This is a genomic window from Streptomyces sp. NPDC048383, assembly GCF_040651775.1.
Taxonomy (GTDB): Bacteria; Actinomycetota; Actinomycetes; order Streptomycetales; family Streptomycetaceae; genus Streptomyces.
In genome coordinates this window covers 22,936-37,417 of record NZ_JBEZKS010000018.1, presented here as the reverse complement: position 1 = coordinate 37,417, position 14,482 = coordinate 22,936, and the positions used below count along the sequence as shown (strand labels likewise).

Here is a 14,482-nt window from a genome sequence, read left to right as displayed (position 1 = left end):
TCAATAATTGACCACGCTTATGAACGGGGTGTTGCAACGGTGCGAAACCTCCCGGGGCCTCCCGGGCGAAGATCGGCGATGGGGTACGTTCACCAGCGTGTCTCGACCCGAACCCACGCCCGAAGCGATCGAGGTCGGGCGGGCGATCCGCGGCTGCCGCACCGCCCGCCGCGTCTCCATGGCCGTACTGGCCACCCGCTCGGGCCTCTCGCAACCCTTCCTCAGCCAACTGGAACGCGGACTCGCCACGCCCAGCCTCAGCTCGATCTACCGCATCGCCGAGGCCCTCGACGTAGCGCCGGGAACCTTCCTGCGCCGCCCCGACCGGCCCGGCGTCGTCAGCCACGAGAGCGATCCGCAGGTCATCCGCGTGAGCGAGGCCGCCGGGCAGATCGCCCGGGTGCTCATCCCCGGTGGGAGCAGCGGGCTGATGGAGGCCTACGAACACCACTTCGAAGCCGGCCGGGGCGAACGCGGCTGGTTCGAGCACCCCGGCGAGGACTTCCTCTACGTCCTGGAGGGGGAGATCGTCCTGGAGGTCGAGGGCGAGGAACCGCTCGTCCTGCGCGCCGGTCAGAGCGCCCACCACCGGGGCGAGATCCCGCACCGCTGCGGACTCGGCGGGCGCACGGCGCCGGCCCGTACCCTGCTCGTCATCGCGAACGGATAGGCGGGGCGGGCGCGTTCGGCCGTCCGGACGGGCGCGTGGCGCGCGCCGTCCGAACGGCCGTGGGTGGGGGCGGGGCCAGGGAGAGTGCCTGTGCCCCGGTGATCAGGACAGGCGCGTCACCCGGGCGCCGAACGACGGCCCGTCCAGCGTGCTCCCGACCGCGACCGGCACGGACTTCGCCCCATCGCCCTCGCCCACGGTGAGCACGCCGACCTCGGTACCGGCCTTCGCCTCGTGCGGAACGGCCTTGGAGCCCGGGGCGAGCGACAGCCGCAGCTCCTGCCCCGGTACACCGATGACGTTGACGTCCTTCGTGGCCACCAACGGCGTCGAACCCCCGAGGCCGTCCGACAGGTGCCCGACGAGCTCGCCCTTGCGGATGACCGTCGTGGAGTTCAGCGCGCTGCGGACCGCCTCGATGACCTTCCGGCTGTTCTCCTTCACCAGCCCCAGCGCCTTCGTGGCGTTCGGGTCCGGGCCGTCCACCCGCTGCTCCATCATCGCGCCGAGTATCAGCTGCGTCTCGCTGCCGACCGTCTTGTACGCCGCCCAGAGCAGGGTGCCGCCGGCGGGCGTGCTCGACCCGGTCTTGATGCCCTTGATGCTCAGGCCGTTGGCCAGCAGCAGGTTGTCGTTGTTGTTGTTGATCGGCTTCGGCAGGCCCTCGATGGTCGCGTTGGGCATCGCCACGACCGCGCGGAACGCCTCCTCCTTCATCACCGCCTCGCCCAGCTTGATCTGGTCGGCGGCCGTGCTGACGGTACCGGCGTCCAGCCCGCTCGGATCGGTGTACGTGGTGTCGTTCATCCCGAGTTCCTTGGCGGCCGCGTTCATCTTCGCGACGAACGCGTCCGTGGAGTCGGTCCCGGTGTCCCAACGGGCCAGCAGGCGGGCGATGTTGTTGCCCGAGGGGATCATCAGCATCTTCAGCATGTCCTGCTGGCTGAAGGTCGTCCCGGCCTTCAACCCCTCGATGCGCGACTCGTCCTCGGCGGTACCGTCCGCCACCGCCGCCGCGTCGACCTCGATGCGCGGACCGGGTTCGTTCTTGCGCAGCGGATGCCCCTTGAGGATGACGTAGGCGGTCATCACCTTCGCGACGCTGGCGGTCGGCACGGGCTTCTGCTCGCCGAACGAGCCGACGTCGCCGGCGCCCGGGACCCGCACCGCAGCCTGGCCCTTGGCGGGCCAGGGGATCTGCGTGCTGCCCTCCAGGGCGTACGTGGTCGAGTTCGCGACGAGCTGCGGCGCCGGCAGGGGACGCAGCAACTGCCCCCCGACGGCGGCGGCGCCGAGCAGCAGCACGATCGGCGTCCACACCTTGACGCGGCGCGTGATCGTGCGACGCGGGGTCTCCGGCGGGGGAGCGGTGTTGGTCAGCTCGGCCAGCAGGTCGAGCGGGGGCATCGGCGCGGGGGGCGCTTGGTGCGCCGGGGATGCGACAGCGGGCCGCGCGGGCGCGGGGGCCGCCGGTGCGCGGCCCGAGCGGTGGTCCTTGAGCGCGAGGAACGTGCTGGTGCGCTCGGGGTCGTCGGCGGGTTCGGGGGCCTCGTGCGCGGGGGCGGGCGCGGGGTCGGCGGTGGCCGCGTCGGCGGCGCCGGCTTCGGGGTCGGTGGCATCGGCGTCCGCGGAGGCGGGGTCCGTGCCCTTGGGGTCGGGTTCCGGCTCGGGTTTCGGGGTGCCGGAGTCGGTCCCGTCGGCCCGGGCATCGACTGCGGGGGTCGAGTCGGGGGCGTCGTTCTGGCTGCGGAGGGCCGTGCGGGGGTCGGTGGGGGCGTCGGTGTCGGCCGGGGTTCGCGATCCTGCGGCGTCGGCGTGGTCGGCACCCCGCTCGGCGGCGTCGGGCTCGGTGCGGGCGCCGGCTGCGGTGGCGGAGTCGGCCGCCGGCGCCCTTTGCTTCTGCGGCGGTTCAACCGGGGGCCGCGCCTCGCCGGCTCCGTCCCGGGAGGTGTCCGCCGAGCCGCCGGACGCCTGCTCCGGGGAGTCCGCGTCCGCCGGTGCGGCGGCGTCCGGGTCCGGGTCCGCGCTCGCGCTCGGGTCCGGGTCCGCGCTCGCGCTCGGGTCCGGGTCCGCGCTCGCGCTCGGGTCCGGTTCGGCAGCGGCGATGGTGCTCGGGTCGGCGTCGGCCGGCGTGCCCGCGCGCGGCTCGGCGCTGTCCGGGTGCGCACCCGCGTCCCGGTCGGCGTTGACGCCGGCAGGCGTGTCGCTCGCGTCGGCGTCGGCCTCTGCGTCGACGTCCGCGTCCGCGTTATCGCTCGCGTCGGCGTCGGCCTTGGCGATCGCGTCGGCCTCTGCCTCTGCGTCCGCACCGCGTGCGCCCGCGTCGCCGCTCGCATCGACGTCGGCCTCTGCCTCTGTGTCCGCGTCGCCACCCGCGCGGTCGTCCGCAGGGCCGCCCGCGTCGGTGGCGGTATCCGGGGGCGTGCCGGTGCCTGTGTGGTTGCTCGCGTCGTCGCTCGCGTCGGCGTCGGCGGCCTTGTCGGTGCCCGCGTCGCCGCGCGCGTCCGTGTCGGCACCCGGGTCGGGCTCGACGCTCGGGTGCGGGTCCGCACCCGCGTCCGGGTCGGCTCCTGTGTCCGCATCCGCGTGAGAGCCGGCGGTGGAGGAGTCGGTGGGCGTGTCCGCCTCGGCGTCGGCCTCCAGGGTGCTTGCCGGCGCGGCCTCGTCACCGGGGCCCGGGGTCGTGTCCTGCGCGTCGTCGGCGTCGGTCGGTTGCCCGGAAGCGTCGGCCGGGCTCGAACTCCGAGCCTGTCGCGCCGATGCCTCGGTCGGGGTCGGGGTCGGGGTCGTGGTCGGGGTCCTTGACGGGTCCCCGGCGTTGTCCTCCCGGCGTGGAGAACCCGCCCGCTCCTGCGAAGTGTTCGCCCCGTCGTCGGTGTTCTCCGCTTGGCCCGGGGTCGGGGTCCGTTCCCCGGCGTGCTCCCGCGCCGGGGTGTCCCGCGGGGTGCGGTCCGGGGCCGGAGCGGCCGTTCCGTTCCCCGACCCCGACCCCGAACCCGCCGCTCCGTCGCCGCCGGCCGCCGTCGCCTCGCCCGCCACCGATTCCGCCTTCATCTCCAGCGCCCACCTTGCTGCTCACGACCGGTCGGGCCGCTCCCGCGGCGCCGAACCGGCCGGTTCTTGCCGACACGTCGGCGCGCTCCTCCGGAGCCCGCCGCATCCCTAGATGTGCGTTCCCGCCCCCGCGTTCCCCGCGCCGGAAGCTGTGACCGTTCGGTCATACTCCGCCGCCGGGGTTTGACGATCACCGTTCCACCCTGCACTATTCCACTAACGTGTTAGTGGAATGAGGTGGAGCTGATGGAATTCCGAGTCGACCGTCGTAGCGGCGTCGCCACCTATCTGCAGCTCGTCACCCAGGTCAAGCAGGCGCTGCGCCTGGGTGTGCTCGAACCGGGTGACCGGCTGCCGACGGCCCGCGAAGTGGTCGCGGCGACCGCCATCAACCCGAACACCGTCCTCAAGGCCTACCGGGAGCTGGAGCGCGAGGGGCTCGTGGAGCCGCGCCCCGGCGCCGGAACCTTCGTACGCCGGTCCCTGTCCCACCCCGGCGCGGCGGCCGATTCGCCGCTGCGCCTGGCCCTGGCCGCCTGGATGCTCCGGGCGCGCGAGGCGGGTCTGGGTCGGGAGGACATCACGGCGCTCGTGGCGGCGGCCGTGGACGACAGCTTCAGCACCTCCGGACCCGACGGGTCCGGTACGTCGAGAGAGGAAACGGCGTGAGCGATCCGACCCACGCGCCGGCACTACGGGCGACGAACCTCCGCAGGGAGTTCCGCGGCAGGCCGGCCCTACGCGGGTGCGACCTGGAACTGCCCCCCGGGCGCATCACCGCGCTCGTCGGCCCCAACGGCGCGGGCAAGAGCACGCTGCTCCAACTCGCCGTCGGGCTGATGCGCCCGACCGGCGGGCGCATACGTGTCTTCGACGCCGCCCCCGGCACCCGCGAGGCGCGCCGGCGCACGGCCTACCTCGCGCAGGAGAAACCGCTCCACAGCGGGTTCACCGTCGAGGAAACCCTCGGACTGGGCCGCAGGCTCAACCCCGGCCAGTGGGACCAGGCCGCCGCGGAACGGCTCGTACGCCAGGGGAACGTATCCTTCGGCGCCCGGATCGGTTCCCTCTCCGGTGGCAACCGGACCCGGGTCGCGCTGGCGCTGGTGCTCGGCAAGCGTGCCGACCTGCTCCTGCTGGACGAACCGCTCGCCGACCTCGACCCGCTCGCCCGGCACGAGGTCATGTCCCTGCTGATGACGGAGGCCGCCGAACGCGGCACCGGCATCCTGATGTCCTCGCACGTCCTGGCCGAGATGGAGGACGTCTGCGACCACGTGGTCCTCCTCCAGGACGGCGCCGTCCGGCTTGCCGGGGACGTGATGGAACTCTGCGACGCGCACACCTGGCTCACCGGCCGGGCCGACCCGATGGAGCCGGACGGCTTGCCGCGCGCGTTCGACCGCGACGCCGTCGTGCACGCCGCCGCCAGTGGCCGTCAGGTCACCGCCCTCGTCCGTACGTCCCCCGGCGCCCCCTTCGCACCGGGCGACCGGTGGATCGCCGAAACCCCCTCCCTGGAAACCCTGTTGCTCGCTCACCTGCGCTCACCGCGACCCACCGTCGGCGACGCCGACGCCGACGCCGACACCGACGCCACGACGACGGAGGTCGCCGCATGAAGGGCGCCCTCTGGCTGGCCTGGCGCCAGCAGCGGCTGTTGATCCTGGCCGCCACGGCCCTGCTCGTCGGCTGCGCGGTCTGGGTCGCGTACCAGCGCTCCGGGATGATGCAACTGATCGAGGAGTACGGGTGGGTGCCCTGCCCGGGGTGGAACGGCGGCTGCGAGGGCGTCGCCACCTACGAGATCATGAACGGCAACGTCGACGGCATCCGCATGCTCGGCACCTTGGGGTTCACGATCCCCGCCCTCATCGGCGTGTTCTGGGGCGCCCCGCTCATCGGCCGGGAGTTGGAGAGCGGCACGTTCAAGGTGGCCCTGACCCAGGGCGTCGGCCCGCGTGGTTGGTTCGCCGCCCGCTTCGGCCTCGCGGCGCTGTTCGCCCTGCTGGCCTCGGCGGTCCTCGCGGCCCTCGTCGCCTGGTGGTGGCTGCCGATCGCCAACACCCTCGAAGGCCCCTACTGGCACGACGCCGTCGTCTACAACGCGACCGGACCGGCCCCGCTCGCCACCGCCCTGTTCGCCCTCGCCGTCGGCACCCTCGCGGGGCTGCTCGTGGGCAAGGTGCTACCGGCCATGGGAGCGGCCTTCGGCGTGATCGGCACGACCATGCTCGCGGTCACCTACTTCCGTACCTCCTGGATCGACCCGGAGGTCCGGATCACGCCGGGCATGACGCCCAAGCGGCTCGTCGGCAGCGCCTGGTCCACGGGCGAGTTCGGCTACCGCACGCCGGACGGCCGGGAGTTCTCCATCGGCGAATGGTGCCAGACGTCCGGGTGGGACGCCCAGCAGTGCATGGACGAGAACGGCTTCACCAGCCGCTACCACAAGGTCTATCCCAGCAGCGACTTCTGGACCTTCCAGTGGATCGACACCGCGCTCTACCTGGGCCTTGCGGCCGTCCTGATCGCCGTCACGCTGGCCGTCCTGCGCCGCCGCACCGCCTGACGGCCGCCCGCGCCGAGGCGCGGTAGGGGCTGGGCCCTCTTACCGGCCGACCGCCTGACCGCGCCGCCGACCGCCCTACCCGAACCGCCCCATCACCTGTCCGCCGTACGGCCCGACCGGCCGCACGGCGTGCGCCGCACCACCCCGCACCTCTTCTCCGTACCCCAGGGGGGACCCCTCATGGCCACCAAGAAGAACCTCACCGCCAACCGCGCCGGCGTCGGGCACAAGGTCCGCTACGCGCTGGGCAACCCGACCCGCATCGCCCCGTACGTCCGGCGGGCCGCCCGGGACGGCTGGCTGCGCTTCAAGCACCCCGACCACGTGGGGTACTACCGCGCCGTCATGGCCTCCGACACCGGCCGCAACCCGGAGGCGGCCGTCGGCAGCCAGAGCCACGACCGGTGGCTGGCGCTCGGCAAGATGCAGTTCGACTACCTGGTGCAGCACGGCCTGACGCCCCGGCACCGGATGCTCGACATCGGCTGCGGCAACCTGCGGGCCGGTTGGCGCTTCATCGAGCACCTGGACGCGGGCCACTACTACGGCATCGACATATCGCCCGACATCCTCATCGCCGCCAAGCAGACCCTGACGGGCCGCGGACTCCAGGCCAAACTGCCGCACCTGACGATCACCCAGGACCTGACCCTGGACTTCCTTCCCGACCACCACTTCGACGTGGTGCACGCTCACAGCGTCTTCTCGCACTCGCCGCTGCACATCATCGACGAATGCCTCGCCCATGTGGGGCGCGTGCTGGCGCCCGGCGGCCGGTTCGACTTCACCTTCGACCGGACGGAGGGCGTCGAACACCAGGTCCTGCGCGAGGACTTCTACTACCGCACGCAGACCCTCGTGGACCTCGCGGCCAAGCACGGTCTGCGGGCCCGCTTCATGGAGGACTGGGAGCACCTCGGTCACGGCCAGTCCAAGATCCGCGTCACCGCCGCCTGAGCGATCCGCCCCGGGGAGCCGTCGCAACGGCTCCCCGGGGCGGACGGGGGCGAGCACGTCTGCGTGAAGTGCTCAAAAGTGCGTGGTACGAGACGACTTCGAGCAACTTCCTTCAAACGGACCCTCGGGACCGCTATGTTGCCGGGAGCATGCCAAAGCGGTGTGTCCGTGATCCGGACCGCACGAGGAGCTGCCCGATGACACCGAACACCAGGCGCGACCGGCACGTCCCCCCACCCTCGCCCCCACCCCGGCCCCCGCGCCGGAGCGCCCGCCCCCGCCGTCGGGCCCCGCTCAAGGCCCTGCTGGCCGCCGCCCTAACCGTCGCGGGACTCGCCGCCGTCGGCCCGGCGACCGCCCGCGCGGCGGGAACCGTACCGGCCCGGGCCGCGAGCGCCCCGACGGTGACGGCGGGCGACGTCACCGGGATCACCCGGGCCGGCAACGCCTTCACCATCAGCACGTCCAGCGGGGCCAAGGCCCGGGTGACGATCGCCCGCGCCGACGTCTTCCGGATCCGGATCTCGCCCGACGGCTCCTTCACCGACGACCCGGCCGGCTCCGACCTCGCGCCCACCACCGACTTCGGCCCGGTGAACGCCGACTGGACCGACGCCGGCGCCCACCACCGGATCACCACCGCGGCCGTTTCCATCCGCGTCGAGAAGTCACCCCTGCGGTTCTCGGTCCACCGCGCCGACGACTCCACCCTCATCTGGCAGGAGACCCGGCCCACCAGTTGGGGCGGCGGAAAGACCACCCAGTACCTGGCCCGGGGAGCCGACGAACAGTTCTACGGCACCGGCTTACGGCTCGGCGAATGGGCGCTGCGCGGCAAGACCGTGCCCGTCGCCGTGGACAACACGTGGCGCGAGAACGACAACGCCAGCCCGGCCCCCTTCTACATGTCGACCAACGGCTACGGCGTCATGCGCAACACCTGGGCCCCGGGCTCGTACGCCTTCGACGCGCCCACCGCCCTCACCCATGACGAGGACCGGTTCGACGCCTGGTACTTCACCGGGGACTCCCTGAAATCCGTCCTCGACGCGTACACCGACGTCAGCGGCAAACCCTTCATGGCGCCCCTGTGGGGCTTCGAACTCGGCAACGCGGACTGCTTCAACGCCTCCAACCCCGACTACCAGGGCCGCCACGACCGCCTTCGGCACCAGAGCACCCCCGATGTCGTCGGCTACGCCACCGACGCCCGCGCCGCCGACATGCCCTCGGGTTGGTTCCTGCCCAACGACGGCTACGGGTGCGGCTACACCGCACCCCTGAAGTCCACCGTCGACGCCCTCGCGGCCAAGGGATTCCGGACGGGCCTGTGGACGTCCACGGGCCTGGGGTCCATCGCCGAAGAGGTCGGCAAGGCCGGCAGCCGCGGCGTCAAGACGGACGTCGCGTGGATCGGCGGCGGCTACAAGTACGCCTTCGACGGGGTCCGGCAGGCCGTCGAGGGCATCGAGAAGAACTCCGACGCCCGCCGCTACGTCTGGACCGTCGACGGCTGGGCGGGCACCCAGCGCAACGCCGTCGTCTGGACCGGCGACACCCACGGCACCTGGGACGACATGCGCTGGCACGTCCCCGCCCTCGCCGGAGCCGGCCTCTCCGCCCTCAACCACGCCGCCGGCGACGTCGACGGCATCTTCGGCGGCAGCCCGAAGACGTACGTCCGCGACCTCCAGTGGAAGGCCTTCACCCCGGCCTTCATGACCATGTCCGGTTGGGGCGCCACCAGCCCGTCGGCGGGCTACCAGGACAAGCAGCCCTGGCGGTTCGCCGAACCGTACCTGTCCATCAACCGCACATACCTCCAGCTGAAGATGCGGCTGATGCCCTACCTGTACACGATGAGCCGCGTCGCCCACGAGAGCGGCGTGCCCAGCACCCGCGCCCTCGTGCTGGAGCACCCCGACGACCCGGTGGCCCGCGGCAACGCCACCAGCGGCCAGTTCATGGCGGGCGACTCCTTCCTCGTCGCGCCCGTCGTCTCCGACACCTCGGTGCGCGACGGCATCTACCTGCCCGCGGGGACCTGGACGGACTACTGGAGCGGGCGGACGTACGCCGGACCGGGCTGGTTGAACGGCTACCGGGCGCCCCTCGACACCCTGCCGCTGTTCGTGAAGGGCGGCGCGATCGTCCCGATGTGGCCGCAGATGAACCACACCGGCGAGAAGCCCGTCTCCACCCTCACCTACGACATCCACCCGCGCGGGGCCTCCACCTTCACCCTCTACGAGGACGACGGCCTGACCCGGGCCCACGAGTCGGGCGCCTTCGCCCGCCAGCGCGTGGACGTCACCGCCCCCACGACCGGAACCGGCTCGGTCACCGTCGCCGTCGGCGCCCCCACCGGCCACTACACCGGCAAACCCGCCTCGCGCGGCTACGAGTTCAGCCTGCACGTGGCCTCCGCACCCACCGCCCTCACCCTGGACGGCGCCCCCCTTGCCCGCCTCGCCGACCGGAGCGCCTACGACGCGGCCACGACGGGCTGGTACTTCGACCCGTCCGACCGCGCCGGCATCCTGTGGGTCAAGTCCGGTGTGAGGTCGGGGGCGTTCACCGTCACCGCCGCCGGGGTGGCCGTCCCGGCGGCCGATCCGGTGCCGGCCGGCTCGCCGCCCCTGGACCCGTCGCGGTGGAGCCTGGTCTCCGCCGACAGCCAGGAGGCCGCCGCGGAGAACGGGGCCGCGCGCAACGCCTTCGACGGCAACCCCGCCACCCATTGGCACACCGCGTGGTCCACCGGCGCGCCGGCCACGCTGCCGCACGAGATCGTCCTCGACCTCGGAGCCCGCCACACGGTCGACGGGCTCGGCGTGCTGCCCCGCCAGGACGGCGGCGTCAACGGCCGGATCGGCGGTTACGAGGTGTACGTATCGGACTCCACCGCAGACTGGGGCATCCCGGCGGCCACCGGGGCCCTCGCCGACGTCGCGGGCCCGCAGAGCGTCTCCCTCGCCCCCCGGACCGGCCGCTACGTCAGGCTCCGGGCCCTCACCGAAGCCGGCGGCCGCGGACCCTGGACCAGCCTGGCCGAACTCACCCTGACCGGTCGGCCGGCACCGCTCCCGGCCGACGTCACCCTCGTCAACGCCGCCTCGTCGCGCTGCGCGGACCTCCCGCACAGCGCCACCACCCCCGGCACCGAGCCCGCCCTGTACTCCTGCCACGGCGGCCCGAACCAGCGCTGGACGTCACATCCCGACGGCCGCCTCACCGGCCTCGCCGGGGTCTGCCTCGATGGCGCCGACCCGGCGAAGGTCACCGTACGGGGCTGCGACGGCAGTCCCGGCCAGAACTGGCGGACCGCCCCGGACGGCAGTCTGCGCACCGCCGACCAGTGCCTCACCCCGGCCGGGTCCGGCACCGCCAACGGCACCCGGCTCACCCGGACCACCTGCACCGGCACCCCGTCCCAGCGCTGGACGCTCACCCCCTGAACCGTCACCCGGCCGGGGGCGCCCCGGTGCTCCATCGGGTCACCAACTCACCGCACTGAAAGGTGAGGTTGACATCCACCCCTGCCTTGTACCACCCTTTCACTACTTCATTAGTGAAAGGGTGGTGCGAGGGCGTGCTGGAGTACCGCATCGACCGGCGCAGCGGCATGGCCACCTACCTCCAGATCGTCCAGCAGACCAAACAGGCCCTGCGGCTCGGCCTGTTGGAACCCGGCGATCAACTGCCCACCGCGCGCGAGGTCGTGGAGGCGACCGCCATCAACCCGAACACGGTCCTCAAGGCCTACCGGGAGTTGGAGCGCGAAGGCCTCGTCGAAGCGCGACGCGGCATGGGCACCTTCGTCCGCCGGACCCTGGGCGCCGCGCCCGCCGGTTCGCCCCTGTGGGAGGAACTGGCCGACTGGGCGCGGCGCGCCGGCGAGGCCGGCCTCGCGCGGGACGACGTGGCCGCCCTCTTCACCGCGGCACTCGACGAACACTTCGAGCTCGACGAACACTTCAAGGGGGACGACGCGTGAACGACATGGCGATCGAGGCGGAAGGCCTCGGTCTGCGCTACGGACGGAAGGGGGCCTGGGCCCTGCGCGACTGCTCCTTCCGGCTCCCCGCGGGCCGGGTCTGCGCGCTCGTGGGCCCCAACGGCGCGGGCAAGTCCTCCCTCCTCACGCTCACGGCGGGCCTGGAACGCCCGACCGAGGGCTCCCTCACCGTCGCCGCCTCCCGCGAGACGCTGGCGTACGTGGCCCAGGACAAGCCCCTGTACCCGCAGCTCACCATCGGCGAGACCCTGCGCATGGGCCACGAACTCAACCCCGACCGCTGGGACGCCGCGAAGGCGGCACGCATCGTCGAAGCCGGCGGACTGCGCGAGGACACCCGCATACGAACGCTCTCCGGAGGCCAGCGCACCCGCGTCGCCCTCGCGCTCGCCCTGGCCAAGCGGCCCGCGCTGCTCCTGCTGGACGAACCGATGGCCGACCTCGACCCGCTCGCCCGGCAGCAGCTGATGGGCGTCCTCATGGGCGACGCCGCCGAGAACGGCACCTCCGTGGTGATGTCCTCGCACATCCTCACCGAGCTCGAAGGGGCCTGTGACCAGCTGCTCCTCGTCGACGGCGGCCGGATCCGCCTCTCCGGTCCCATCGAGGACGTCATCACGGCCCACAGCCTGCTCACCGGCCCCGCCGCGGCCGCCGGCGAACTCGCCGCGCACACCGTCGTCGAATCCCGCACCACCGGCCGACAGCTGATCAGCCTCGTACGGCCGGTCGGCCCGGTCGACACCGGCACCTGGCACGCGGCGCACCCGACCCTGGAGGAACTCCTGCTCGCGCATCTCCGCGCCCCCGACGCCCCGCCCCTGGTGCTCCAGCCCTCCGGCGCCGAGGCGGTGCGGGGATGAGCGCGCTGACCCTGAAGGGCCCCCACTGGGTCACGGTCCGCCAACACCGGCGCGCCCTGTGGGCCCTGCCGGCCGCCGTCGCCGCGAGCCTCGTCGTCGCCGTCGCCCTGCGCGTGCTGTCCTCGCCGCGGGGCACCCTGGATCCGAACATCTGGTACGACCTGCGGCCCAGCGCCTTGGAAGGCGCCGGGCGCGGCATGCTGCTCCTGCCGGTGCTGATCGCCGCGTTCGTGGCCGGCCCGATGCTGGCCCGGGAGATGGAGAGCGGAACGTACCGGCTCGCCCTGACCCAGTCGACGACGCCGAAGGCCTGGCTCGCCTCCAAGGTCGTGGTCGCCGCGGTGCTGTCAGCCGCCTGTGCGGCCGCCATGATCGGGGTGTACCGCTTCGGTTGGGCTCCGGTGGCCGGCAATTATCAGCTCTCCTGGGCCGACCGGGGCACCTACGAGGCGACCGGACCGGTCGTCGTCGCCTACTGCCTGCTCGGCGTGGGCGTCGGAGCCGTCGTCGGGCAGTGGATCCGACGCACCCTGCCCGCCCTGCTCGTCGCCGGCGCCGTCACGGGCCTGGTGGTCGTGGTGTTCGGGTTCCTGCGCTGGTCCGTCCTCCCCCCGGTGACCATCACCACCCCGCTCGCCGAACGGCCGGAAATGGGAATGCCCCGATCCGCATTCCTGATGGAATCCGGCCTCCTCAAGGCCACCGGCGAGCGCATGCCCGGTTGGGGCTGCCACAGTTCGTCCGGCGACCTCGCGTCCTGCGCCGCGGACCTCCAGGTCACCGGCCGGTACGTCGACTACCACCCGTACGCGCACTACTGGCAGACCCAACTCATCGAAACCGCCGCCGTCCTGGCACTGACGGCCCTCGCCCTCCACGCCGCCTTCCGCATCCTGCGCGCCCGTCGGGGCTGACGCCGGCGCGGGCCGTACGCGTCGAGCCGCCCCGGCGGCCCGCCGCGTACGGCCCGCCAATCCGTTGGCGACCGTCCCGCCGCATGGGTGATCATGCACGCCATGACCACAGAATCGACCCACGCATCGGCTTCGGGGACCTGGAAGCTCGGCGACCTGGAGATCAACCGCATCGGCTTCGGCGCGATGCGCCTCCCGCAGAACGGCGCCGCGCTGCGCGCCGACGCGGTATCGGGGGACCGCGACCGGGCGATCGGCGTCCTGCGCAAGGCGATCGACCTCGGCGTCAACCACATCGACACCGCCACGTTCTACTTCTCCCCGCTGCGCTCCGCCAACGAACTGATCAACAGCGCCCTGGGCGGCCCCTACCCGGACGACCTGGTCATCGCCACCAAGGTCGGACCCGGCCGCGACCAGTCCGGCGCGTGGACCGCCCACGCCGGCCCCGCGCAACTGCGGGGCCAGGTCGAGGAGAACCTGCGCCAGCTCGGCCGGGACCACCTCGACGTGGTCAACCTGCGCATCCTCGGCACCGACTCCGTCGCCGAACGCTTCGGTGCCCTCGCCGACCTCCGACAGGCCGGACTCATCCGGCACCTCGGCGTCTCCAACGTCACTCCCGAGCAGCTCGCCGAAGCCCGGGCCATCGCCCCGGTGGTCTGCGTGCAGAACCCGTACGGCATAGGGATGCGGCCCGACCAGGACGAGTTCGTACGCTCCTGCGGCGAGCAGGGCATCGCGTTCGTCCCGTTCTACTCGATCGCCACCACCGGACGCGAGGGCGGCGCGAGCGGCGCCGAGAGCGAGGAGGTGCTCACCGTCGCGAGGGCGCACGGCGCGAGCGCGGCCCAGGTCCGCCTGGCCTGGACCCTGCACCGCGGCCCGCACGTGCTGGCCATCCCCGGCACCGGCAACCCCGACCACCTCGTCGCCAACGTCGCGGCGGGCGCCCTGCGCCTGACCGGGTCCGAACTGGCCCTCTTGGAAGGCCTCCACCGGCGCGAGGCCTGATCAACCCGGCCCCGGGGCGCGGGGTGTCGGTGGTCCGTGGTGGGATGAGCGGGCTCTATTGTCGTGAACCTGCTGGGAGATCACCCTCATGCCCGTGTACCCGTCGCTGACCCACGCCTTGGCCGAGGCCCTGGTCGACGTAATCCGTTTCGTCGAGGACAGCGAGGAGGAGCCCATGGACGCGGACGACGCCGTCAAGGTCCTGGAGGGGGTCGCCCACCTCGTGGGCGAGCTGTCGGCCGACCAGCGCGGCGAACTGGCGGACATGCTGGGGACGATGGCCGAGGCCGAGGTCGACCCGGACCGCCGCGAGTTCCTGGAGGAGTTCCCCGAGGGCTTCGGACTCCTCGACGACTGACCCCTGACGCCGACGGGCCGGCACGGGCCGGGTTCCGGCCGGTCCGGCCCGGGAGGCGCACG

General features: G+C 72.9%; 12 protein-coding genes. 11 read left to right on the top strand and 1 reads right to left on the bottom strand.

The window, feature by feature from the left end; genetic code table 11:
* Nucleotides 1-97 precede the first annotated feature (97 nt).
* Nucleotides 98-670: an XRE family transcriptional regulator gene (locus AB0D46_RS15130; protein ID WP_362877764.1), complete on the top strand. Its 573-nt coding sequence runs from the start codon at nucleotides 98-100 to the stop codon at nucleotides 668-670.
* A 102-nt stretch (nucleotides 671-772) separates the two neighbouring features.
* Here the strand turns inward: AB0D46_RS15130 and AB0D46_RS15125 are convergent, their stop codons facing one another.
* Entirely contained in the window at nucleotides 773-3,724 is a 2,952-nt protein-coding gene (locus tag AB0D46_RS15125) for a serine hydrolase (RefSeq protein WP_362877763.1), read from the bottom strand.
* 246 nt (nucleotides 3,725-3,970) lie between these two features.
* On the opposite strand from AB0D46_RS15125, the gene AB0D46_RS15120 reads away from it, so the two are divergent.
* The 10 genes from AB0D46_RS15120 (at nucleotide 3,971) to AB0D46_RS15075 (ending at nucleotide 14,420) form a co-directional block, all read left to right on the top strand.
* On the top strand, nucleotides 3,971-4,393 hold the full coding sequence (locus AB0D46_RS15120) for a GntR family transcriptional regulator (RefSeq protein WP_362877762.1): 423 nt from the start codon (nucleotides 3,971-3,973) through the stop codon (nucleotides 4,391-4,393).
* On the top strand, nucleotides 4,390-5,346 hold the full coding sequence (locus tag AB0D46_RS15115) for an ABC transporter ATP-binding protein (RefSeq protein WP_362877761.1): 957 nt from the start codon (nucleotides 4,390-4,392) through the stop codon (nucleotides 5,344-5,346). Before AB0D46_RS15120 ends, AB0D46_RS15115 begins: the two co-directional genes overlap by 4 nt.
* Nucleotides 5,343-6,296, top strand: a complete 954-nt coding sequence (locus AB0D46_RS15110) for a transporter (RefSeq protein WP_362877760.1) — start codon at nucleotides 5,343-5,345, stop codon at nucleotides 6,294-6,296. The genes AB0D46_RS15115 and AB0D46_RS15110 overlap by 4 nt, the downstream gene beginning before the upstream one ends.
* 180 nt (nucleotides 6,297-6,476) lie before the next feature.
* Nucleotides 6,477-7,253 (top strand): class I SAM-dependent methyltransferase, encoded by a 777-nt coding sequence (locus AB0D46_RS15105; RefSeq protein ID WP_362877759.1) that lies wholly within the window; start codon nucleotides 6,477-6,479, stop codon nucleotides 7,251-7,253.
* 197 nt (nucleotides 7,254-7,450) lie between these two features.
* Nucleotides 7,451-10,711 (top strand): TIM-barrel domain-containing protein, encoded by a 3,261-nt coding sequence (locus tag AB0D46_RS15100; protein ID WP_362877758.1) that lies wholly within the window; start codon nucleotides 7,451-7,453, stop codon nucleotides 10,709-10,711.
* 134 nt (nucleotides 10,712-10,845) lie between these two features.
* Complete coding sequence (locus AB0D46_RS15095) at nucleotides 10,846-11,250, top strand: GntR family transcriptional regulator (RefSeq protein ID WP_362877757.1); 405 nt, start codon at nucleotides 10,846-10,848, stop codon at nucleotides 11,248-11,250.
* Nucleotides 11,247-12,134 (top strand): ABC transporter ATP-binding protein, encoded by an 888-nt coding sequence (locus AB0D46_RS15090; RefSeq protein WP_362877756.1) that lies wholly within the window; start codon nucleotides 11,247-11,249, stop codon nucleotides 12,132-12,134. The genes AB0D46_RS15095 and AB0D46_RS15090 overlap by 4 nt, the downstream gene beginning before the upstream one ends.
* Nucleotides 12,131-13,048 carry an ABC transporter permease subunit gene (locus AB0D46_RS15085; protein ID WP_362877755.1) on the top strand — a complete coding sequence of 306 codons (918 nt, stop codon included), beginning with the start codon at nucleotides 12,131-12,133 and terminating at the stop codon, nucleotides 13,046-13,048. The genes AB0D46_RS15090 and AB0D46_RS15085 overlap by 4 nt, the downstream gene beginning before the upstream one ends.
* 102 nt (nucleotides 13,049-13,150) lie before the next feature.
* Nucleotides 13,151-14,062: an aldo/keto reductase gene (locus AB0D46_RS15080; protein ID WP_362877754.1), complete on the top strand. Its 912-nt coding sequence runs from the start codon at nucleotides 13,151-13,153 to the stop codon at nucleotides 14,060-14,062.
* An 88-nt stretch (nucleotides 14,063-14,150) separates the two neighbouring features.
* Entirely contained in the window at nucleotides 14,151-14,420 is a 270-nt protein-coding gene (locus tag AB0D46_RS15075) for a hypothetical protein (RefSeq protein WP_362877753.1), read from the top strand.
* The last annotated feature ends 62 nt before the right edge of the window (nucleotides 14,421-14,482 follow it).

Excerpts from the sequence above, each read along its gene's own strand:
- AB0D46_RS15125 (WP_362877763.1), bottom strand. The coding sequence starts at position 3,724 with ATGAAGGCGGAATCGGTGGCGGGCGAGGCGACGGCGGCCGGCGGCGAC.
- AB0D46_RS15120 (WP_362877762.1), top strand. The coding sequence starts at position 3,971 with ATGGAATTCCGAGTCGACCGTCGTAGCGGCGTCGCCACCTATCTGCAG.
- AB0D46_RS15110 (WP_362877760.1), top strand. The coding sequence starts at position 5,343 with ATGAAGGGCGCCCTCTGGCTGGCCTGGCGCCAGCAGCGGCTGTTGATC.
- AB0D46_RS15105 (WP_362877759.1), top strand. The coding sequence starts at position 6,477 with ATGGCCACCAAGAAGAACCTCACCGCCAACCGCGCCGGCGTCGGGCAC.
- AB0D46_RS15100 (WP_362877758.1), top strand. The coding sequence starts at position 7,451 with ATGACACCGAACACCAGGCGCGACCGGCACGTCCCCCCACCCTCGCCC.
- AB0D46_RS15085 (WP_362877755.1), top strand. The coding sequence starts at position 12,131 with ATGAGCGCGCTGACCCTGAAGGGCCCCCACTGGGTCACGGTCCGCCAA.
- AB0D46_RS15080 (WP_362877754.1), top strand. The coding sequence starts at position 13,151 with ATGACCACAGAATCGACCCACGCATCGGCTTCGGGGACCTGGAAGCTC.
- AB0D46_RS15075 (WP_362877753.1), top strand. The coding sequence starts at position 14,151 with ATGCCCGTGTACCCGTCGCTGACCCACGCCTTGGCCGAGGCCCTGGTC.